Origin of the sequence: Treponema rectale, assembly GCF_014202035.1 — a bacterium.
GTDB classification, from domain to species: domain Bacteria; phylum Spirochaetota; class Spirochaetia; order Treponematales; family Treponemataceae; genus Treponema_D; species Treponema_D rectale.
Genome location: NZ_JACHFR010000002.1, coordinates 594,359 through 615,992, shown reverse-complemented (window position 1 = coordinate 615,992; position 21,634 = coordinate 594,359). Strand labels below are relative to the sequence as shown.

The 21,634-nt window shown below is 38.3% G+C and carries 22 protein-coding genes; 8 read left to right on the top strand and 14 right to left on the bottom strand.

What is annotated here, in order from left to right; genetic code table 11:
* Positions 1–61: 61 nt before the first annotated feature.
* From pyrF to HNP77_RS07310, 3 genes are read left to right on the top strand one after another with little or no spacing between them, the layout of a single operon-like run.
* Positions 62–973, top strand: coding sequence for an orotidine-5'-phosphate decarboxylase (gene pyrF / locus HNP77_RS07320; protein ID WP_184652521.1), 912 nt, complete (start codon positions 62–64; stop codon positions 971–973).
* Positions 974–978: 5 nt separating this feature from the next.
* The gene (locus HNP77_RS07315) at positions 979–1,947 is read left to right on the top strand and encodes a P1 family peptidase (protein ID WP_184652520.1); all 969 of its coding nucleotides are present in this window, start codon (positions 979–981) and stop codon (positions 1,945–1,947) included.
* 15 nt (positions 1,948–1,962) lie between these two features.
* On the top strand, positions 1,963–3,792 hold the full coding sequence (locus HNP77_RS07310) for a dihydroorotate dehydrogenase (protein ID WP_184652519.1): 1,830 nt from the start codon (positions 1,963–1,965) through the stop codon (positions 3,790–3,792).
* A 15-nt stretch (positions 3,793–3,807) separates the two neighbouring features.
* On the opposite strand, the gene HNP77_RS07305 is transcribed toward HNP77_RS07310, so the two are convergent.
* The 7 genes from HNP77_RS07305 to hydG form a co-directional block, all read right to left on the bottom strand.
* Entirely contained in the window at positions 3,808–4,410 is a 603-nt protein-coding gene (locus tag HNP77_RS07305) for a hypothetical protein (protein ID WP_184652518.1), read from the bottom strand.
* Positions 4,407–5,252, bottom strand: coding sequence for a metal ABC transporter permease (locus HNP77_RS07300; RefSeq protein ID WP_184652517.1), 846 nt, complete (start codon positions 5,250–5,252; stop codon positions 4,407–4,409). The genes HNP77_RS07305 and HNP77_RS07300 overlap by 4 nt, the downstream gene beginning before the upstream one ends.
* Positions 5,245–5,967 (bottom strand): metal ABC transporter ATP-binding protein, encoded by a 723-nt coding sequence (locus tag HNP77_RS07295; RefSeq protein WP_184652516.1) that lies wholly within the window; start codon positions 5,965–5,967, stop codon positions 5,245–5,247. Before HNP77_RS07295 ends, HNP77_RS07300 begins: the two co-directional genes overlap by 8 nt.
* Before the next feature lie 18 nt (positions 5,968–5,985).
* The gene (locus HNP77_RS07290; RefSeq protein ID WP_184652515.1) at positions 5,986–6,987 is read right to left on the bottom strand and encodes a metal ABC transporter substrate-binding protein; all 1,002 of its coding nucleotides are present in this window, start codon (positions 6,985–6,987) and stop codon (positions 5,986–5,988) included.
* Positions 6,988–7,112: 125 nt separating this feature from the next.
* Positions 7,113–7,409 carry a hypothetical protein gene (locus HNP77_RS07285; protein ID WP_184652514.1) on the bottom strand — a complete coding sequence of 99 codons (297 nt, stop codon included), beginning with the start codon at positions 7,407–7,409 and terminating at the stop codon, positions 7,113–7,115.
* A 42-nt stretch (positions 7,410–7,451) separates the two neighbouring features.
* Positions 7,452–8,651, bottom strand: a complete 1,200-nt coding sequence (hydF, locus tag HNP77_RS07280; protein ID WP_184652513.1) for a [FeFe] hydrogenase H-cluster maturation GTPase HydF — start codon at positions 8,649–8,651, stop codon at positions 7,452–7,454.
* A gap of 2 nt (positions 8,652–8,653) precedes the next feature.
* Positions 8,654–10,102 (bottom strand): [FeFe] hydrogenase H-cluster radical SAM maturase HydG, encoded by a 1,449-nt coding sequence (gene hydG / locus HNP77_RS07275; RefSeq protein WP_184652512.1) that lies wholly within the window; start codon positions 10,100–10,102, stop codon positions 8,654–8,656.
* A gap of 190 nt (positions 10,103–10,292) precedes the next feature.
* Here hydG and HNP77_RS12500 point away from each other — a divergent pair, with 190 nt between their 5' ends.
* Positions 10,293–12,368 carry a [Fe-Fe] hydrogenase large subunit C-terminal domain-containing protein gene (locus HNP77_RS12500; RefSeq protein ID WP_184652511.1) on the top strand — a complete coding sequence of 692 codons (2,076 nt, stop codon included), beginning with the start codon at positions 10,293–10,295 and terminating at the stop codon, positions 12,366–12,368.
* An 8-nt stretch (positions 12,369–12,376) separates the two neighbouring features.
* Here the strand turns inward: HNP77_RS12500 and hydE are convergent, their stop codons facing one another.
* Genes hydE through HNP77_RS12355 form a run of 3 tightly spaced genes read right to left on the bottom strand, consistent with a single transcriptional unit; the run spans position 12,377 to position 13,924 of the window.
* Positions 12,377–13,426, bottom strand: coding sequence for a [FeFe] hydrogenase H-cluster radical SAM maturase HydE (hydE, locus tag HNP77_RS07265; RefSeq protein WP_184652510.1), 1,050 nt, complete (start codon positions 13,424–13,426; stop codon positions 12,377–12,379).
* Positions 13,427–13,457: 31 nt separating this feature from the next.
* The gene (locus tag HNP77_RS07260) at positions 13,458–13,775 is read right to left on the bottom strand and encodes a DUF2798 domain-containing protein (RefSeq protein WP_246428879.1); all 318 of its coding nucleotides are present in this window, start codon (positions 13,773–13,775) and stop codon (positions 13,458–13,460) included.
* On the bottom strand, positions 13,775–13,924 hold the full coding sequence (locus HNP77_RS12355) for a hypothetical protein (RefSeq protein WP_246428878.1): 150 nt from the start codon (positions 13,922–13,924) through the stop codon (positions 13,775–13,777). Before HNP77_RS12355 ends, HNP77_RS07260 begins: the two co-directional genes overlap by 1 nt.
* A gap of 269 nt (positions 13,925–14,193) precedes the next feature.
* On the opposite strand from HNP77_RS12355, the gene HNP77_RS07255 reads away from it, so the two are divergent.
* Positions 14,194–14,862 carry a response regulator transcription factor gene (locus HNP77_RS07255; protein ID WP_184652509.1) on the top strand — a complete coding sequence of 223 codons (669 nt, stop codon included), beginning with the start codon at positions 14,194–14,196 and terminating at the stop codon, positions 14,860–14,862.
* Positions 14,863–14,877: 15 nt separating this feature from the next.
* Positions 14,878–16,221, top strand: a complete 1,344-nt coding sequence (locus tag HNP77_RS07250) for a sensor histidine kinase (protein WP_184652508.1) — start codon at positions 14,878–14,880, stop codon at positions 16,219–16,221.
* A 337-nt stretch (positions 16,222–16,558) separates the two neighbouring features.
* On the opposite strand, the gene HNP77_RS07245 is transcribed toward HNP77_RS07250, so the two are convergent.
* Together HNP77_RS07245 and HNP77_RS07240 are read right to left on the bottom strand one after the other, a co-directional pair.
* Positions 16,559–17,518, bottom strand: a complete 960-nt coding sequence (locus tag HNP77_RS07245) for a D-2-hydroxyacid dehydrogenase (RefSeq protein ID WP_184652507.1) — start codon at positions 17,516–17,518, stop codon at positions 16,559–16,561.
* Between the two features lie 21 nt (positions 17,519–17,539).
* The gene (locus HNP77_RS07240; RefSeq protein ID WP_184652506.1) at positions 17,540–18,451 is read right to left on the bottom strand and encodes a glycosyl hydrolase family 17 protein; all 912 of its coding nucleotides are present in this window, start codon (positions 18,449–18,451) and stop codon (positions 17,540–17,542) included.
* 197 nt (positions 18,452–18,648) lie between these two features.
* On the opposite strand from HNP77_RS07240, the gene HNP77_RS07235 reads away from it, so the two are divergent.
* Both HNP77_RS07235 and HNP77_RS07230 read left to right on the top strand, forming a co-directional pair.
* Positions 18,649–19,272, top strand: a complete 624-nt coding sequence (locus tag HNP77_RS07235) for a hypothetical protein (RefSeq protein WP_184652505.1) — start codon at positions 18,649–18,651, stop codon at positions 19,270–19,272.
* Between the two features lie 181 nt (positions 19,273–19,453).
* The gene (locus HNP77_RS07230; protein WP_184652504.1) at positions 19,454–19,960 is read left to right on the top strand and encodes an O-acetyl-ADP-ribose deacetylase; all 507 of its coding nucleotides are present in this window, start codon (positions 19,454–19,456) and stop codon (positions 19,958–19,960) included.
* Positions 19,961–20,344: 384 nt separating this feature from the next.
* Here the strand turns inward: HNP77_RS07230 and HNP77_RS07225 are convergent, their stop codons facing one another.
* Together HNP77_RS07225 and HNP77_RS07220 are read right to left on the bottom strand one after the other, a co-directional pair.
* Entirely contained in the window at positions 20,345–20,875 is a 531-nt protein-coding gene (locus HNP77_RS07225) for a macro domain-containing protein (protein WP_184652503.1), read from the bottom strand.
* A 10-nt stretch (positions 20,876–20,885) separates the two neighbouring features.
* Complete coding sequence (locus HNP77_RS07220) at positions 20,886–21,578, bottom strand: nuclease-related domain-containing protein (protein WP_184652836.1); 693 nt, start codon at positions 21,576–21,578, stop codon at positions 20,886–20,888.
* Positions 21,579–21,634: the final 56 nt, after the last annotated feature.

Below are 21,634 nucleotides of genomic sequence, written 5' to 3'. Positions count from 1 at the left end.
TCCTTAAAACTTATCCCTGGACTTCTTATATAGAAAAATTTATTGTATACTCATTAGTATTATGAAACATAACATGCAGATTTTACAGGAACTGGGCACTGCAAACGGCCCTCTTTGCGTTGGTTTGGATACTGATCCTTCTTATATTCCCCAGTCGGTTTTAAAAAACTACCCTTCTCCGGCTCAGGCTGTTCTTGCCTACAATAAAGAAATCATTTCCAGAGTTACTCAGGAAAAAAGCGCCTGCTGCTTTAAGGTTCAGATTGCCTATTATGAAGCCATGGGACTTGAAGGAATGAAAGTCTACGCAGAAACCTTAAAGGAAGTAAAAAAATCAGGTTTAATCTGCATTTCTGACATAAAAAGAGGCGACATTGCCGCAACCGCCGGTGCCTATGCCAGGGCACATTTTACCGGTGACTTTGAAACAGACATTATTACCATAAATCCGTACATGGGTTTTGATACCCTTAAGCCATTTGCCGAATACTGCAAAAAAGGAAAGGGTATTTTTGTTCTCCTGCGCACTTCAAACCCTGGAATGACTGACATTGAACAGCAGGAACTTAAAAACGGAAAGCGTGTTCTTGATAATGTGGGAGAAGAACTTGAACGTCTTAGAACTGAATTTGAATCAGACTTTGCAGGACAGACCTGTTCTCCAATAGGAGCTGTGGTTGGCTGTACGGAAGAAAGCGATGCAAGACTTTTACGGGATGCATACCCTGAGATTTACTTCCTTATTCCGGGATACGGCGCACAGGGAGGCGCTGCAAGAATCTGTGCCACCCTTATGGATAAATGCGGAGGCACCGTAAACTCAAGCCGCGGCATACTCTGCGCATGGAAAAAAGATTCTGACTGCCTTGCAAAAGGTGAAGATTCCCTTACGATGAAGGACATTGCAGACGCAGCTTCAAAGGCAGCTCTTGCAAGTAAAAAAGAACTTCTTGATGCATACAAAAACCTTTAACCAGCATGCCTGAACAGATCAGTTTTAGTCAGATAGAAGGGGTCTCTGCAGGAAATGCACAGAATGATGAAGCAAAAACCGGAGTAACAGTTTTTGTATTCCCGGAAGGGGCAGTTGCAGCCTGTGATGTCTCCGGAGGCGGTCCTGCCAGCCGGGAAGTCCCTGTTGTTGATGTAGAAAAAAACGACATAAACATAAATGCCATTGTACTTGGAGGAGGCTCTGCCTTCGGACTTGCTGCTTCAGACGGTGTAATGAAATGTCTTGAAGAAAACTCCATGGGCTACGACACACATTTTGCTAAAGTTCCGATTGTCGTTCAAAGTGACATATATGACTTAAGTTATGGAAGTGCAAAAATCAGGCCTGACAGTGCAATGGGATATGAAGCCTGTAAAAATGCTCTTGAAAAAAATTCCCCGGTAAGCGGAAACATCGGCGGAGGCTGCGGTGCAACTGCCGGAAAAATCTGCGGAATGAAGCGGGCCCAGAAAAGCGGTATCGGTTATGCGGCTTTTAAACTTGGAGAGCTTAAAGTCGGAGCTGCAGTTGTTGTAAATTCTTTTGGAGATGTATACAGCAATTCAAAAAAAATCTGCGGCCTGATGAATGAAAACAGAACTGAGTACTGCGATTTTCTGGAACAGCTTTACAAAACCGTTTCCGAAAAATATGCCGGTACTTTTAAAAATACAAATACAACAATCGGAGCTGTTTTTACAAACGGAAACTTTTCAAAATCTGACCTGAAAAAAATTGCCGTAATGACACGAGCCGCCTATGCAAAATGCATAATTCCATGCGGAACAATGGGTGACGGAGATACAATCTATGCGGCAAGTTGCGGAACAAAAGTTCCTTCAGACGTAAACACAGCCGGTATACTTGCAACAGCAGCAATGGAAGCTGCAATAGCAGATGCCGTACGTTCATCAAGAATAAGTGATGAAGAATATCTTTCCAACATAAAATAACTTCAGGAGAAAATCATGGATGCACCGGAAATCGACGAAAATGGAAAAGGCATTTTATACGCCCAGAAAGCAGATGTAAGTTTCGTAAAAAAAATTGAAGGACAGTCAAACGTCTACCTTCTCGAAGTTCTTACTGCTGTAGAAAAAAATCAGATCTCTTCCAGACCGGGACAGTTTTACATGATTAAAGGAAGTGTTTCCGGAGTTCAGTTTGGAAGACCAATAAGCGTATACAATTCTACAGAAGGAACCGTTCCTGCATCAGAAAAAAAACTGCTTAAAATCCAGTTCATGATTCTTGAAAAGGGTGAAGGAACAAAAGAACTCTGTCACTTAAAGCCTAATGATAAAATTGACATAACCGGACCTTTAGGCAACTGCTTTACTCTTCCCCAGGATATCTATGCCCTTGAAAGTGACAGGCCTCAAATTGCAATTGTGGGAGGAGGAATCGGAGTTGCACCGGTTGCAAATTTTGCTTCTTCCCTTACTCCAAAAAGCTATGATTTTTTTGCCAGCTTCAAATCAAAAACCTACGGGCTTGAAAACATAAAGGCACAGAACCTTATCATAACGACAGATGACGGAAGCGAAGGTATTCACGGAATGCTCAGTGCAGCCCTTACGGAAGAAAAAATAAAGGCTGCAGGATATAAAGTAATTTTTGCCTGCGGTCCAATGCCTATGCTTTCTTATGTAAAAGACATTGCAGAAAAATGCGGAATTAAATCTTACCTGAGTCTCGAAAAGAAAATGCTTTGCGGTGCAGGGGCCTGTCTCGGATGTACGATTCAGACAAAAATCGGAAACAGGCGTGTATGCAAAGACGGACCGATATTTGAAGGAAGCATTCTTGATTTTGACTTACTGCGCTCACAGATTCCTTCAGCACATAAAAACCACTGCCTTGAAAATAAAGAGCCGGATCTAAAAGTAAAAATTGCAGGTGTTGAATTTAAAAATCCGGTAATTGCAGCCAGCGGAACTTTTGGCTTCGGTCAAAACTACAGAGGCTTTTTTGACGTAAGCAGAATCGGCGGCATAAGTTCAAAAGGCCTTACACTGAATCCTAAACCAGGCAATGAAGGAGAACGCATTATAGAAATAACCGGAGGAGACATAAACTCCATCGGTCTTGAAAACCCAGGCGTTCCTTCATTTATAGAAAATGAACTTCCGCGAATGCTCTCTCTTGATACAACAACAATTGCAAATCTTGCAGGAAGTGACCTTGAGTCTTATGTTGAAGGAGCAAAGCTTCTTGATAAAACAGATGTTCCAATGATTGAACTTAACATCAGCTGTCCTAACGTAAAACACGGCGGAATGGCATGGGGAACGGAACCGGAAGCAGCTTATGAATGTGTAAGTGCTGTCCGCAAAGCTACATCAAAACCGCTTATGGTAAAACTTTCTCCTAATGCACCGGATCTTGTTGCTGTTGCATTAAGCTGTATAAAAGCAGGAGCAGATGCATTAAGCCTCATCAATACAATTCAGGCTGTAGCCATCGACATAGAAAAAGCCCGTCCATATTTTAACAATGTAAAAGCCGGCATGTGCGGCCCGGCAGTAAAGCCGATTGCCTTAAGAATGGTTTATGACGTCTGTTCTGCAATAAAAAAACTTCCGGAATCAGAACAGGTTCCTGTTGTAGGACTTGGCGGTATAAGCAGGTGGCAGGATGCAGTTGAATTCATAATGGCAGGAGCTGATGCAGTTCAGGTCGGAAGCGCAACTTTCTCTAATCCGAACGCAATGTGTGAAATCGTAGACGGACTTACCGCCTTCATGAAATCCCACGGCTACAGTTCCATTGCAGAAATGAAGGGACTGGCGCTGTAAGATTTCTGATTCATATTACATAAAAACTGAATCTGAAAGAGAAAGATACTGAATGTCATCGTCAAGATAAGTTGAAAATCTTCCGATGACAGTTATATTTTCTCCTTCTACAGGAAAATCCTTCGGATATTCATAACTGTTGTCTTTTAAAGAAAATTCCAGTCCGCTGGAGCAGCAGGCAAGGGCATCCTGAATTATACATGCAAAATAAGTATTGCCTGAATATTCATCATGATAAGAAGAAAACTGTCCGCGCATTTTTACAATCTTACCGATATAGTCTTCAGGATAAATAAGCATTTTGTAAACTTCAGAATAAACCATATTTGAATCCATAGTCGTCAAATCCAGGTCTATCTTACGTTCATCCGCAAGAAAACTTTCTTTCCATCTCTGTTTTAAATCTTCTTCATTTCTGTCAATCTTTTCTGCAGTATCTGAGACTGAAGTTTGAGCAGCCGGTTCCGACACAATTGAATCAAGAACGCTGTCTACAGTAGGACCGTTATTTTTTGTAAAACGGGAGGCAGAAGACTGTCTTTTACATGAAAATACAGAAAAACACAAAAGCACTACACCTGCTGATAAAGCCGCCCACAAAAAACTTTTACGAATCATTTTCTTATTCCTCCGATAAACAAACCTGCTGCCCAGCATAAAACAAAGGCTGCAACATCAACTGCAACTATTGTAGAACCTACAGGAAGCCTCTCCAGAATTGAAATTATAATTCCTGAGAAAGCACATATTACAGAAAGAACTGCAGAAAAAACAGTTACTTTTCTAAAAGTTTTAAAAAGCCTCATGGCAGACAGTGCCGGAAAAATTACCAGTGCCGATATAAGCAGGGAACCTACAAGATTCATGGCAAGAACGATTATAACAGCAACTACAACAGCAATTAAAAAATTATAAAGGCCGACCTGAACACCAGAAGCCCTGGCAAAATTTTCATCAAAGGTAATAGAAAAAATCTTGTTGTAAAAAAACACAAAAAGAACATCAACTGCCAGCGAAAGTATGACGCATAACAATACATCATTTTTTCTTAACGTAAGTATTGAAGTTGAACCAAATAAGGTTGTACAGACATCAGCAGAAAGATTTGCAGACACAGGAAACACATTCATAAGAAGATAACCAAAGGCAAGAGCACCTACAGAAATCATCGCTATGGCGGCATCTCCCTTTATCTTTGCATTCTGACTTGTACGCAAAAGAAGAACCGCACTTAAAATTGTTCCCGGCAAAACGATAATCATATTATTAGTCAGATTCAGAATTCCTGCTATGGCCATAATTCCAAAAGCAACATGAGAAAGACCGTCTCCGATAAAAGAAAATCTTTTTAATACCAGAGTAACTCCCAGCAAAGAAGAACAGAGGGCTACAAGTACACCTACTATTATGGCATAACGAATTATAGGGTACTGAAGATACATCATAAGTTCATCAAACATCAGCTTTCTCCTGAGCAGTTATATTCTGATTTAAGAAAAATTTTCCACATTCACTTTTTAAATATTCATCTTTTGTTCCAAAAAAAGTTTTCTTTCCTACATGAAGAATATGCGTAGAATATTTTAATGCCGCACTCATATCATGAGAAATCATTATTATAGTAATTCCTGAAGCATTCAATTCAGAAATAAGTGAATACATTTCCGAAGTAACTTTAGGATCAAGTCCAGAAACCGGTTCGTCAAGAAGAAGAATTTTTTCTGCAGCACACAACGCTCTTGCCAGAAGAACTCTCTGCTGCTGTCCGCCAGACAGTTCCCTGTAACATCTTGAAGAAAGAGAAGTTATTCCCATACGCTCAATATTTTTCTTTGCAAGATTCTTTTCTTTACGATTATAAAAAGGCCTGAACCCGCAGCGAGCCTGACAGCCGGACAAAACAATTTCATAAACAGAAGCCGGAAAATCTTTCTGAACTACAGTCTGCTGTGGCAGATATCCTATTTCATTTCTCTTTAGTCCGTCTCCTGTAACTATCTGACCTGACAAAGGAGACTGCAGGCGTAAAAGGGTTTTCATCAGAGTAGATTTTCCTGCACCGTTTTCTCCAACAATACAAAGATAGTCTCCGGAATTAACAGAAAAATTTAAATCCTTTAAAATTACATTCCCGTTATATCCCAAATCCAGATTCCGTACCGTAAGCAATGCCATTACAGTCTCCTTTATTTTTTATTTAAGAGCTTCCTTTAATACATCAAGATTAGCATACATTACAGAAAGATAGTCCTTTCCGTTTGTAAAATCTTTTTTTGAAGAAGCCTGAAGAGAATTCAGAGAAAGAATCTTCTGATTTTTATTTTTTGAACCTGCAACAACAGTCTCTGCAATTCTGTGAGATTTTCCTTCTATTGTCAAAACAACCGGCAGATTAAGTTCATCCAGTTTTTTTGAAAGGAAAATAACCGTATCAAAACTTGCTTCTGTTTCTGCAGAACAGCCGATGAATGCTGTATAGTATTTAAGTCCGTAATCTTCCGTCATATAGCGGAACGGAAAACGGTCTGCAAAAAGAAGTGTCTTTCTCTTTGCACTGCTGACAGCTGCACTGTATTCCTTATCAAGGATAGAAAGTTTTTCTATATATGCAAGACTGTTTGCTTCATATACATCTGCATTTTTTGAATCAACCTTTTTCAATGCAGAAGCAATACTCTTTGTAAGGACACTGGCATTTCTGAGAGAAAGCCATACATGTTCATCATACTCAGCTTCTTCCTCATCATGATGATGCTCATGTTCATCCTCATCTTCGTCTTCATGCTCGTGCTCATCTTCCTGCTGCATTCCCTCAACAAACTCTTCTTCTTTTGCAGCATCACCGATTTCTTCCAGAAGATTAACTACAACCATATTTTTATTTACAGCGTTTTCAAGAACGTCATCTACCCATTCATCAGACTCTCCGCCGACATAAATAAAAACATCACTGTTAATAATTTTTACAATATCATCTGCAGACGGCTGATAGTTATGAAGATCAACTCCATTATCCAGCAGAAGAGTAACTTCCACATCAGAGCTTTTTTCTCCAAGAATATTTTCTACCCAGTCATAAACAGGATAAATTGTTGTCACAACCTGAAGTTTGCCGGAACTTTTTTTTGCATTACAAGACAAAAACAGGACACTCATTAATAATGCCGACGCAAACAAAGAAATTATTTTTTTCATATTTTTCCTCATATAAAATTTGTAAAAGAACATCCGCTTCCCAAACAGAATATATTTTCAGAGGGGATCTTTTGAACGTTCATTTTTTTGAGACTGTCAAAGCTCTTATATATAGAAAAAAAACTTCAATTATTGAGACGGATTTTTTTTGATACAGGAGTATTTATAAAAAAAGGATTGAGTTTTACGGAACAAAAATAAACTAAAACAAAAACTGCAAGTACAGCTGAAACTGCTTTTCCGCTTTCGAGATGAGAAAAATTCTGTTCTGCCATCTGAAGGCAAAGACAGATCTCACAATCTTCACCGGAACACTCATGCTCTGCTTCATGAAAAATGTAAAATGAGGAAAATAAAACTGATAATAAAAAAGCAGATGCTAAAAAAACAGCTTTTCTTTTTACTACAGCTGAACCCTGCATGGTGAAATTCTTATCACAAAGAAATTATTGCGTCAATAAACATCAAAAAGTAAATCCGGGAATCTCCAGGGTCCGTTTAAGAATTCCGTTCATAAAGGCAATTGCCATTCCGTAATTTGTAAAGGGAACTCCCTGTTTTCTGCAGTATTCTTCCCTGCTCTGCATTTCTTTTTCGTTAAGCATGCATCCGCCGCAGTGAATTACAAGAGTATAAGCAGACAGATCTTCAGGAAAAGTTCCGCCGCTGGTAAAATCAAAAGCCAGTTCCCTGCCTGAGTATTTTTTTAACAGAGCAGGTATTTTTTGAGTTCCTATATCACCACACTGCCTGTGATGAGTACAGCCTTCACTTATTAAAACTCTGTCACCGGATTTCAGTTCATCAATTTTTTTTACGCACTCTGCTGAATGTTCAAGAGTTCCCTTAAAACGGGACATCAAAATAGAAAAACTCGTCAAAGGAATTTCTTCCGGAACAATTTTATCCACCTGAGCAAAAGCCTGAGAATCAGTTATAACCATAGCAGGTTTCTGAGAAAGGATTTCAAGAACATAACTCAGATTTTCTACACTGGTACAGACAGGAACTGCCTGAGCATCAAGAATATCCCGTAACGCAATCTGCTGGGGCAAAATCAGACGGCCTTCCGGTGCAGCCTTATCAATAGGAATTACCAGAACAACTGTATCCTTTGGTTTCAGCAAATCTTTTACAAAAGGAACCTTATGCTGCTGAGGACGGAGAGATGCAATTTTATTTTTAAGCCCTTCAATATTTTTTTTAGACAGGGCACTTACAAAAATACAGCTTTCAGAATTTTCTTCCATCGAAACGCAGTTTTCTTCATCTTCTGCCAGATCACATTTATTCAGAGCAACAACACAGGGAACTTTTTTATTCTTAAACTCATCAAGCAGATATTTTTCTTCAGGAGAAAATTTTTTTTCACGGCAGTCTTTTACAAGAACAGCTATCTGAACTGAATCCAATATGCGCCTTGTTTTTTCAATACGCAGCTGCCCCAGTTCACCTTCATCATCAATTCCCGGAGTATCAATTATTACAACAGGACCAAGAGGCAGCAGTTCCATTGTTTTTTTTACAGGATCAGTTGTAGTTCCCTTTATTTCAGAAACTATACTCATATCCTGTGCCGTAATTGCATTTACAAGACTTGATTTTCCGGCATTGCGTTTTCCAAAAAAAGCAACCGTTACCCTTGGCAATGAATTCTGTTCCACTTTTAAAACCTGAAATCCCTTCTGTCTGAATTTTTTATTGCTTCAATATGCTCTGCAGTAATTTCACGGACTTTATCTTTAGGAATCTTTTTCAATTCCTCCTCAATCATTTTGAATCCGACTTTTTTTGTTGCATCAGAAGCATAGTCCACAAGATATTCCGTCAGTGTCATAAGGGCATTCGGATGACAGCAGTTTAAAATCTGTCCGCTTTTACAAAGACTCATAAAACGGTCGCCGGTTCTTCCTTCCCTGTAGCAGGCAGTACAGAAAGAAGGTATGTGATCCTTTTCCATAAGCCACTTTACAACTTCATCAAGAGTGCGCTGGTCACTTACGTCAAACTGTTCCGTATCATGAGGACGCTCTGCCTGAGTATATCCGCCCACGCTTGTACGGGAACCGCCGGAAATCTGACTTATTCCCAGCTTCAGTGCTTCCTCACGGACTTTTTCTCCTTCACGGGTAGAAATAATCATACCTGTATAAGGAACTGCAATACGGATGCAGGCAATTATCTTTTTAAACATTTCATCAGGAATTGAATTATCAAAAACATCAGGATTAATATCGTCCGCATGCTTTACCCGGGGAACACTTATTGTATGAGGCCCAACCCCGTGTACAGCTTCAAGATGTTCCGCGTGCATTAAAAGCCCCGCAAATTCATAACGGTAACTTTCAAGGCCAAAGAGAACTCCCAGTCCTACATCATCAATTCCGCCTTCCATGGCTCTGTCCATTGCTTCCGTATGCCATGAGTAATCATGCTTAGGACCAGTAGGATGCAGCTCTTCATAACTCTTCCTGTTATAAGTTTCCTGAAACAGAATATAGGTTCCGATTCCCGCGTCATGAAGTTTTTTATAATTTTCTACTGTTGTTGCAGCAATATTTACATTTACGCGGCGGATTGCACCGTTTTTATGATTAATCGAATAAATAGTCCTGATACTTTCAAGAATATATTCAATTGGATTATTTACAGGATCTTCTCCGGCTTCTATGGCAAGGCGCTTGTGCCCCATATCCTGAAGGGCAATTACTTCCTCACGGATTTCTTCCTGAGTAAGCTTCTTTCTGGCAATGTGTTTATTCTTCAAATGATAGGGACAGTAAAGACATCCGTTTACGCAATAGTTTGAAAGATACAGAGGAGCAAAAAGAACTATTCTGTTTCCATAGAAAGCCTGTTTTATCTCTTCGGCAATTTCATACATGCGCTCAATTTTTTCCGGAATATCACAGGCAAGAAGTACGGAAGCTTCCCGGTGTGTAAGTCCGGCACAACGGCATCCGTTTCCTGATTTCTGAGGACGGGCCTTTTCCAAAATACTGTCTATAAGGTCAATGTCATTTTTATGGGCATCAGCGTAGGCAAGTGTCTCCTGAATTTCTTCATGATTGATAAATTCATCTGCATTAAGTGAAGTAGTATTGTATACAGCCATATAAAAAATATAAGACCTCAGCATAAATTTTTCAACTCGGGGGCAGAACTGATTTTTTGGAAATAAACCGAAAAAGAAAAACTTAACTTTACCCATATTAATAGGTAAATTTTCTGTTAAAATTGAATTTTGTTTCATTTAGGAATATCATTGAAGGAATGGATTATTACTACTACTAAGGAAGACGGCTGTGAAAAATCTTACACCTGTTATTAATGTCGACAAAGATAAATGCTGCAACTGTCACAGATGCATTGCAGTTTGTCCGGTTAAACTTTGTAACAACGGATCCGGAGATTATGTATCTATCAATCATGAACTCTGTATAGGATGCGGAGTCTGTATTGAAGCCTGTACCCATGAAGCCAGGACCGGTATTGATGATACTGACCTTTTCTTTGACGCTCTTAAAAATAAAGAAAATATTGTTGCAATCGTAGCACCTGCTGTTGCCGTTAATTTTAAAAATAAAGACCTTGAACTTAACGGCTGGTTAAAATCTATTGGTGTAAAGGCAGTATTCGATGTAAGTTTCGGTGCAGAACTTACTACAAAAACTTACGTTGAACAGATGAAAAAAGAGAATCCGATGCTCATGATTTCTCAGCCTTGCCCTGCACTGGTTACATTCATAGAAACATACAAACCTGAACTCATTAAATATCTTGCAAAAGGCGACAGTCCTATGGCACATACCGTAGAACTGATACGTAATTTTTATCCTGAATACAAAAACTGCAAAATCGCTGCAATTTCTCCATGCTTTGCAAAACGCCGGGAATTTGACGAAAACGGCCGTGGTGATTTTAACGTTACAATGAAAAACCTGGATAAATATTTCAGGGAAAATAATATCGATCTTTCAAAATTCCCTAAAACTGAATATGACAATCCTCCAGCAGAACGTGCCGTACTTTACTCAACTCCAGGTGGTCTTATGCGGACAGCAGAACGATTTGTTCCGGGAATAAGTCAGCAGACCAGAAAAATAGAAGGCGCTCCTGAAGTTTTTGAATACCTGGCAAATCTTGCAAATCAGGTTACAGACGGAAAAAAGCCTCTTTTTAAACTTATTGACTGCCTTAACTGCGGAAAAGGCTGTAACCGTGGAGCAGGAACTACAAACCAGCATCTTTCTCTTGATGAACTGGAAAGCCTTGTAGAAAATCGTGCACAAGAAAGAAAACTCAGATGGAACACCCTGAATTCTTTTGGAAAGAAATTCGCAATAAAAAAACTCAACAAAAAAATCGATGAATACTGGAAGGAAGGACTTTACGAAAGAAAATATACAGACAGAAGTGAAGTTCTCCGCGCAAAAATAAAAACACCAAACCATCAGGAATTACAGGAAATCCTGAAACAGATGGAAAAGTACAGTACTAAAGACATGTACGACTGCGGCGCCTGCGGATACCACAGCTGCGAGCAGATGGCTGTAGCAATTTTTAACGGACTTAACAAACCAGAAAACTGCCACCACTATGTTCTCAAACGGGCAAAAGACAACCATGCATCAGAACTGAAAAAAGCAATTACACGCATTACAGAAGAAAGCGTAGAAATGCTTAATCAGACAAAGAAAGACGTTGCTTCCCTTGTAAACATTACCGGCACAATGGCAAATAATGTAAACACGTCTTCTTCTGAAATTGAAGACATGATTTCTAAAATAAAATCAATCACAAACATAATCGAAAACAACTATCAGATAGTTACAGATCTTGAAAACGCAACACAAAGCGGCCGTACAAGTCTTGCCCAGGTTTCTTCACTTGTAAGTGACATTGAAAATGAATCTGATCAGCTGGTCGAGATGAGTGAAATGGTAGGACAGATTTCTGAACAGACAAACATGCTTGCCATGAATGCCGCTATTGAAGCCGCTCATGCAGGAGAAGTCGGAGCAGGATTCAGCGTAGTATCAGACGAAATAAGAAAACTCGCAGAAGATTCAGGAGAAGAAGCCCGTCAGATAAACAATGTTCTTAAAAGAATAAAACAGATGATTGACGATGCTTATACAACTTCAGGGGTTGCCCAGAAAGAATTTGAGAATGTAGTTACTCTTGCAAGCCGCATGAAGGAGCATGAACTTACCGTTAAAAGTTCAATGACAGAACAGACAGAAACAAACGGACGTCTTCTGGAAAGCCTTGCACAGATGCGTGACGAAACAAAATCTGTTGAAACTGCAGCAGGAAACCTCAGTTCAAATACAGAAACTGTTATAAAATCCATCAGCAATATCGGAAAGGCAACCTGATTCCTGTCTCAGAAAGATTTCATGTCGCCCCGGTCAACGACTATCTGATAACCAATTGACTGCATTCGTTTATCAGCACAAACTCTGCACCTGGCACTTTCTTCTCCGGTGCAGACTTTGTTGTTGTACAGTTCATATTTTTTTCTGACCGCAAGAGGACTTAAGTTAGGCATTACGACATTTGCACCGCTTAAGATTCCCCTTTCCCTTCCATCCGGAATTAAAGTAGCAAGAGCCGTTGTTGCAGGAAGAAGAATATTCGGCTTAATGATTCTGATAACAGAAAGCAGAAAACAAGTAAGCTCAGCACTGCCGGATTTTTCTCTGGCAAAGGGAGTTTCCCTGTGAGGAATAAAAGGACCGATTCCACACATTTCAGGCTGAAAAGTTTCTATAAATTTTAAATCTTCTGAGAGCTCTTTTTCTGTCTGAAAAGGACTGCCAACCATAAATCCTGCCCCTACGGCAAAACCAGTTTTACGAAGAACAGAAAGACAGTTCATTCTGTTTTTAAAACTCATGCCCTCCGGATGAAGTTTTGAATAATGAAGTTCATCTGCAGTTTCGTGACGCAAAAGATAACGGTCGGCACCTGCTTCAAAAAGCGCACGGTAACTTTCTTCAGAACGTTCTCCTACAGATAAAGTTACTGCACAATCCGGATGATTCTGCTTTATTTTTCTTATGATGGAACACAAAACCTCGTCTGAAAAAAAAGGATCTTCTCCCCCCTGAAGAACAAAAGTCCTGTATCCAAGTTCATAGCCTTCATCAGTACAGGCAACTATCTGTTTTTCTTCCAGACGGTAGCGGTCACAGTTAAGATTGCTTTTTCTAAGACCGCAGTAATAACAATCATTTTTACATCTGTTGGTAAATTCAATCAATCCGCGGATGTAAACGGAATTACCGTAAATACTTTTTCTAATATCTACGGCTTTCTGTCTCAAAAATTCCGTTACATAATTCGTACGATTTTTTATTAAAAACTCATACTCTGACACAGAAAGTTTATGTTCAGCACACAGCTTTTCTGCAAGCAAATTGATTTCTTCCATTAAAAGGCCTACCAGCCTTTATACTATAACCTCAGTTATTCCTGAAAATCAATCCAAAGATTCTGCGTACAACCGGACCGGCAAATAAAAGCTGCCAGAAAGCTGCCATCGGATAATTCAATATCGTAGTCTGAAGCCATACAGAAATAATGCTGCTGTTAAGACATCCCTTAAAAAGTATAGTTGCCGCAAGACTCATAAGAGGGCACATAAACCAGACAGAACATATTGAAATGGAAAGCACAATAAAAACAGGATTGTCTTTCTGAGGATTAAAAAGTCTGAAAGTAATTTTTTTTGCAAGCGGTCCTACAAAAATCATATCAAGAATAAAAGCAATCGGCATCATCACAGGAAGTTCATGAAAAATGCATTTAAGAAAACTGCATTATTCATTCCTCCGCAGGCAAGTGCAATATTGTAACAGATCATTGCATAGACCATTACAAAAACCATGATTACTGTAAAAACAATTTCCTGAAAAAGATTTTTTGGCATAAAATCTCCTGTGCCGGAGAATACACAACAAAGTCATCCGGCATTCTAAAAAATGATTGCGGATAACTGCGCAGTACCTGCACATGAGCATAGAAAGAAATGTGTGATTAAATTTCTTTATAAGATTAGCAACCTGAATAAGTGCCGCAATACTATCAAATTTATTTTTTTTGTGTAATAGCTTCTCTTAAAAATTTATAATGTTTTTTTTATTAAAAATTTACATTTCTTTAATTGATTTTAATATTACTTTCATAAACAATTGAATCATGATTTATATTCTTGAAGATGATGATAACATCCGCAAATTAATCGTTTACACTTTACAAAGTCATGGCTTCAAATGCAAAGAATTTTCAAAGCCTTCTCAAATGTGGAATGCTCTGGAAAATCATACGCCTGATCTTATTCTTCTTGATATCATGCTCCCTGAGGAAGACGGAATGACTATCCTGAATAAACTGCGGGAGAATTCAAAATACAAATCAATTCTCATAATAATGATTACTGCAAAAGACAGAGAAGATGACATGGTCAACGGGCTTGATTCAGGAGCAGACGACTATATTGCAAAACCCTTCGGAATGATGAACCTTATCTCAAGAATCAATGCACTGCTGAGGCGTCAGGAAAACTACACAAGGCGGCCTAAAATTATAGAAAGCGGACCTTTTGTAATTGATATTTCAAGACATACAGTTTTTCTTGATGCTGTAGAACTTTCACTGACTCTTAAAGAATTTGATCTTCTTGCAGTTTTAATAAAAAATAAAGGCAGAGTCATGACACGGGAAGAACTTTTAAACTCCGTGTGGAATATTGATGCAGAAATCGAAAGCCGAACCGTCGACGTGCACATACGTACCCTGCGTCAAAAGCTTGGCCGCTATGAAAATGTCATAGAAACAATACGTGGTGTAGGATATGTAATAAATTAGCCCCTGGCGGAGAGAATGAAAGCAAAGTCACTGACTTTTAGAATTTTTATAAACACTTTTTTAACAGGAACCTTTATTTATTTTTTTTGCACCCTTATTTTTATAAGTACAGTTTATAAATATTTTGAAAAACAAATCTTCAATGAATTAGAAACCGAAAGTCAGTTCCTGATTTATCCCATTCTGTCAGACAATCTTGAAGAAATTAAAAATATAGAAACAACAACCCGAATAACTTTAATTCATCCAGACGGAACCGTTTATTTTGACAATCAGATTTCTCCAGATTTTCTTGACAACCATACAAACCGCACAGAATTTCAGAAGGCCTTAAAAAACGGCTCAACAAAAATTTCCCGCTATTCATCTTCCATGACAGAAAAAAACCTTTACTACGCAAAGCTTCTTCCAAACAAAGACGTTCTTAGAATCAGTTGCACGCAGCGTACTATATGGAATCTTATTTCTGAACTCAAGGCCGTTCTCATTACAGTATTCCTTCTTGCAATCTTCATATCAGGAGCAGCAGCTCACATAATTGCAAGACGGCTCCTGTCCCCTCTTAACGATATTGATTTAGATAATCCTGATTCTTCAAAAACCTATTATGAACTCCAGCCTTTTCTTAAACGGATTGCAGATGAAAATCTTGAAAAAGAAAAACAGGAAGAAATACGCCAGCAGTTTACCGCAAACGTAAGTCATGAATTAAAAACCCCTCTTACAAGCATTTCAGGATTTGCAGAAATAATCAAACAGGGAACTACGGATCAGAAAACGACAGTAGACTTTGCCAAATCAATCTACGAAGAATCACAGCAGATGATAGCTCTGATAAATGACATAATCAGGCTTTCTAAACTTGATGCAAAATCAATTTCTCTGGAAAAAGAGAATTTCAGTTTAAAAGAAACCTGCAAAGATGCAAAACATGTTCTAGAAGCAAGTGCAGCAGCAAGAAATATTTCCATGAGCATAGATGGAGATGAAGGAATAATTTACGGAGTACGCCCGGTTGTTTATGAAATGGTCTACAATCTTATAGACAACGCAATAAAATACAACAAAAAAAACGGTTCAGTAGAAATTAAAATAAAAACAATGACAGAAAACTATAATCCGAAAAAGACTACAGTTGTTCTTATGATAAGAGACACCGGAATAGGAATTCCAAAAAATGAACAGGGAAGAATTTTTGAACGGTTCTACAGAATCGATAAAAGCCGCTCAAGGGCAATGGGCGGAACAGGACTCGGGCTGAGCATCGTAAAGCACGCGGCCAAATATCATGATGCAATAATCCTGCTGAACAGCGAAGAAAATAAAGGCAGCATCTTTACGGTCATATTCAACCAGTAATCATATATTTACATAGATTTTACGAAAGGTTTATGTTAATCCTGAATGAATCATATTATATTTTAAGTGCTTATGATTATGAACGCTATTGCTCAGGTTCTTTGTTTTATCGTTTCCCTCTCCCTTCTCCCTTTCTGAATCAACATGCTGTCAGATGAAATTCAAAAAGGTACCGGAAAAGGACTCCAGAAAATGCTTGAAAAAAAATAACCGGCAACAGAGCGGGCACCGCCTTAACAGGAACCAGTGTTATACTGTAATTCAGTCATCCGGGCAACGGCAGTCATAGTCATAAGTTTTTGTTAAAACAAAAAATCATGGCAGGGATAAAAAAAACTCAATAGCCCAGTTTTTTATCAACCAGATATTTAAGAGGTTTGCCTTTAAAATAATTATCAAGGTCTTCAAGAAACATTTCTACATTTCTGTCTTTTGTATACTCAACAGTCATGTTCCCGGCAACATGAGGCGTTATAAGAAGATTCTTTATCTTCCATAAAGGACTTTCTTTTGGAAGAGGTTCTTTAGCAAAAACATCAAGAGCTGCTCCGGCTAAATGTCCTGACAAAAGATTTTCTGCAAGAGCATCTTCATCTATGGCACTTCCCCTGCCAACATTAATTACATAAGCTCCCCGGGGTAAAAGTTTGATGCGTTCTTCAGAAAGAATACCGGCAGTTTCCTGAGTTCCGGGAAGACACATTGCAAGAAGTTCTGTTTCAGGAAGAACCTCATTCAGGGCTGTTACCGGATATACTTTATCAAAAAATCCCGAACTGTTTTTTCCACTCCGGCAGACACCGGTAATTGAGGCAGGTTCAAAACCACGAAGACGTTTTGCAAAGGAAGTTCCTATATCACCTGTTCCCAAAACCGTAACCCGGCAGTTTTTAAGAGACTTCTGTTCCCGTGGAAAAAGCCACTTACCGTTACGAGTTTCTTCAAAAAATTCATCAAGGCGGCGGAACATTACAAGAGCAGCAGCTATCATATGTTCGGCAATAGAAACTCCGTAAGCACCGGCAGAATTTGTTACAAGACATTCCTCATTTGCAAAATACCCCGGCACCATAAGGGAATCAACTCCCGCCCATGGAACACAAAGCCATTTTAATTTTCTGCTTACTTTTGAAATTGAAGGAGCAAATCCGTAAATAATATCTGCATCATAATCAGTTTCCGGAACCTCCTTTTCTGATTTATAAAACACAGCTTCAGCTTTATAAACCTCCGCTGCTTTTTTTATAAGATCAAAATACTTCTGTTCAAGATTGCTGTTGATTACAAGAATTTTCATACAGAAACTATAGCACAATGACTAAGATTTGTTTTTCAAAAGCAGTTTAGGCTTCCTGTCTACATCAAAAATTCCCCAGTGCTTTTCTGCCTCACCAGGATTATCTCCACCCTTCCATGGTTCATCAAAAGCTTCAAACATATAAGAAATTATTTTTTCACTGTCAGCCCAGGCCCAGAATTCTTCATAATACTTTTTCTGATTTTCTTCATTAGGCTGACCTTCTTTCATCTGGGAAAAATCAACTGCATCAGTTGCCCATCCTATTTCAGAAAAAATAACCGGCTTTTCCGGAAACATATCCTTTATTTTCTTATACCATTCTTTATTAACGTCTAAAGCTTCTTCAACAGTATTTCCATACCACAACGGATAGGAATGAACGCTTATAATATCCAGATGTTCTGCAAGTTCCTTAAGATTTGGCCATTCAAAAGCGCCTTCATTAAAAGTTACCGGCTGAGTGCAGTTTGCCTTAAGACGGTCTGCAAAACCTATAAGCCGTTCAACAGGAACATTATTTGCACCCCAGTTCGGAGTATTTTCATTACCGATTGAAACTGCATTTATCACGTCACTGTATTCATTCGCAATTTTTATAAGGGAATCAATTCTGCCGTCATTCCACCTTGCCCTTTCTGCAAGCTGTTCCTCTGTATAAGTTTCCTTTAACCACGGACATCCTGGATTATTTACCTCAGATTGAAGTCCCGGCCCAAGCATAAGCTTTAAATCAAAACCTTTATCCCTGATAACCTGACAGGTCGTGCGGGCATATTCAACCGGATCATACATCCTGATATATTTAAACCCAAGATCAGAAATTATCTGAAGATCTTCTGCAACTTCTTCATAAGAAGGATAAGTACATGTAAGCGGTGACTGATTCCTTCTATAGCCTGAATAACAAACTGCCCTTCCCCATTCAAACATAAAGTTTTCCTCTCTAAAATTGAATTATTAAAATTTTATACTGCGGACATTAAAATTTGTATATCCTTAAATTTTCTTTTTAGGGTGAACTAATTTTTTTTCTGTTGACTATCTGATGTGCATTCCTTTAAACTCTATTAAATATTAATAACAAGTTCTATAGAGCGACCGTGCTCAGAACTTAAAAGGGAGTAAAAATGAAAAAAATTATTTCTATGGTTGCAGCTGCTCTTATTTCTGTAACAGCAGCATTTGCAGAAAACACCTTCCACCTTGGTGCTTATTTTCCTATCTATTCTTTTGAAGTAGATGACACCGACATTTCTTCAACCATCTACGGCGCTTCATTTGATTACATTCATGTTGCAGAAAGCGGCTATACCTGGAAAATTGGTCTTGAATGCGGTAAAGCAAGCACAAGTGATTTAAAGAGTGTAGTTAAAGGTGAAGACCTTACAGGTTTTGATTTTGAAATGGAAGTTGGATTTGGAGCTTCTTTTATTCACAATGAAAAAATGACTCTTTCTTTAACAGGCAATCTCGGATTCAGAGTAGAAGTTCTCAGTGCTGAAGAATCAATTCCTGGTGATACAATATCAACAACTTATGGAGAAACAATATTATTTGGAGGACCACAAATTTCTTTCACATACAGATTCAATCCGCACGTAGGACTGTTTGCTGACCTTGGTCTTTTCTATAACTCAGGTGCTGTTGTAGCTGACATCGATTCTGACAATGGTTCAATTACTGGTAATAACGATGAAAAAGTTTCCGGATACTCTTGTGTTCCAAAACTTGGAGTCGCATTTACTTTCTAATTACTGACAGACTGAAACACTTTTATGGGGATGACAGTCTTCTGTTCATCCCTAAACCACGCAACCTTAAAATTGCCCTTTCCCGCCTTGAAAAAAAAATTGTTCCAGCTCAACTTTCCCATAGAAAAAGCGAAGGGTAATAAAAAAAATACACAGAACTGTGATATAATAAAAGCATCGTATGGGAAAAATCAAAATTATCAAAGGTGACATTACAACTTTATCTTGTGACGCAATCGTAAATGCTGCAAATTCTTCACTTCTTGGTGGCGGCGGTGTTGATGGAGCGATTCATCATGCTGCCGGTCCGGAACTTCTTGCTGAATGTCGTACACTTCACGGCTGCAGAACAGGTGAAGCTAAAATTACAAAGGGATATAATTTACCTGCCAGATTTGTAATTCACACTGTCGGGCCGATTTATTGTGAACATAATACAGCTGAGGCAGAAGCGTTGTTGACTGCGTGTTATGAAAACTCTTTGAAGCTTGCCCGGGAAAATGGGCTTAAGACAATTGCGTTTCCTCTGATTTCTGCCGGTGTTTACGGTTATCCGCAGCGGGAGGCTATCAGGGTGGCGGTTGAGACTATGAAAAGGCATACTACGGAGTTTGAGGAACTTACGCTTGTGCTGTTTGGGGAACGGGAGTTTGGATACACTAAAGAAGATTACCCGGACTTTGTTTAGCAAATAATACTCATCAGATAAACTTATTATCTCTCAAGAATTTTTCATTAATAACAAGACTTTCATAATCATCTTCATATTCTTCATCGTTGCCAAAAGTTTCTTCGTGATGTTATTGCAGATTATTCTTTTTCATACAGGAATTGTAGTTTGATTGAAAAAGAAAAGATATAAACTGTTAGTTTTCTGAAAGCACTTCTGGAGACCACTTGTTTTTCCCCATTTTATTTCTTTCGAAATCTTTTCAAGAGGTTCATCAAATCTGCTATAGAAATAATCTAAATTGCCACCGCTCATAAGGACTCCTGATTATTTATTTTAAGTTTTCTATTATAAATCTATTCATTATATTTTTTCATTAAATCAATAATTTAAAACATATTTTTACAGAGAGCTAAGTGCACTTTGGGCATCCTGAAATTCTTTTTGATAAAATGCACAGAGCATTACATCAACTTCATAATCCGGATAATCTTGAACAAACTTTTTATATGCTCTTCCGCACTGTTTTGCAGATTCACCTGCAGGATTTGGAAGCTTACCGGCAAATACTCCTGAACTGATTAATGGAAAAGAAATACTGTGCAAATTGTTATCTTTTAACAGAACAAGAGAATTGTAATATGCATTAAAAAGTTCGAGAAAGGCGGTTGGTGTAATTCTAAAATCCGGACCAACTGCATGAATAATAAACTTTGCATTTTTCATTTTGCAGGCAGATGTGATTACAGCGTTTCCGTCTTTTATTGGAGTTTGATATTTTGAACATTCCTGTGCTAATTCCTTAGGACCGCATTTACTAAAAATAACACCGCAGATTCCACCGCCTTCCCAGAGTCCTGAGTTTGCTGCATTTACTACTGCATCGGCTGTTTGATCGGCACAACTGCCGTGGGTTAATGAAAGTTTTGACATAATTACTTCCTTACAAATTGTAGGTAAAATGACATCTCGGATAATTAGAGCAACCCAGAAAGTTTCCGTATTTTCCTTTTCGTTCAACAAGCTTACCGCCGCATTTAGGACAAATCCCCATGCTGATATTTGCTTTATTAAAATCTGCTTTTGCTTTAACTCCAGCTACATGAATGCTTTTTTCGTCTTTTGTATAATTCGTAAAACCTTGCAGTTTAGCTTCATAAAGTACCATTTTATCAATCGGCAAAACTTTATTTTGATAACGAAGAATTGTATTCTTTAGATGGCGGAAGTTTATAACTTCTTTAGAACATTGTACTTTTATATCTGCCTGATTTGAAAATGCAATTATTGGAATAAAGATATTTTGATCTGTAATTTCCAGTACTTCCATCAAAGCTTTTACATGGGCATAATTTTGTTTTAATGGATTCCTGAATTGATATTTCTGTCCATAAACATTTTTAGTCCATTCCTCAGAATGTTCACAGCCTAAAATCCAGCCGGAGTAATTCTTAGTTTCAATTACAAAGATTCCATATTCAGATAAAACAACATGGTCAATTTGTGTTGTTCCGTGACTTGTCTTCAATAAAATATCATTTATAACTCTGTATTGAATATATGGCAGTTTACTAAGAATTCTTGAAACCTTATTTTCTCCGGCACGTCCTCGTCTTTCTGGCATTGTTTTTACCATGAAAATTGAGAAAGCGAAGAAAATAATGAATCTAAGAATTACTAGAATAATCAAGT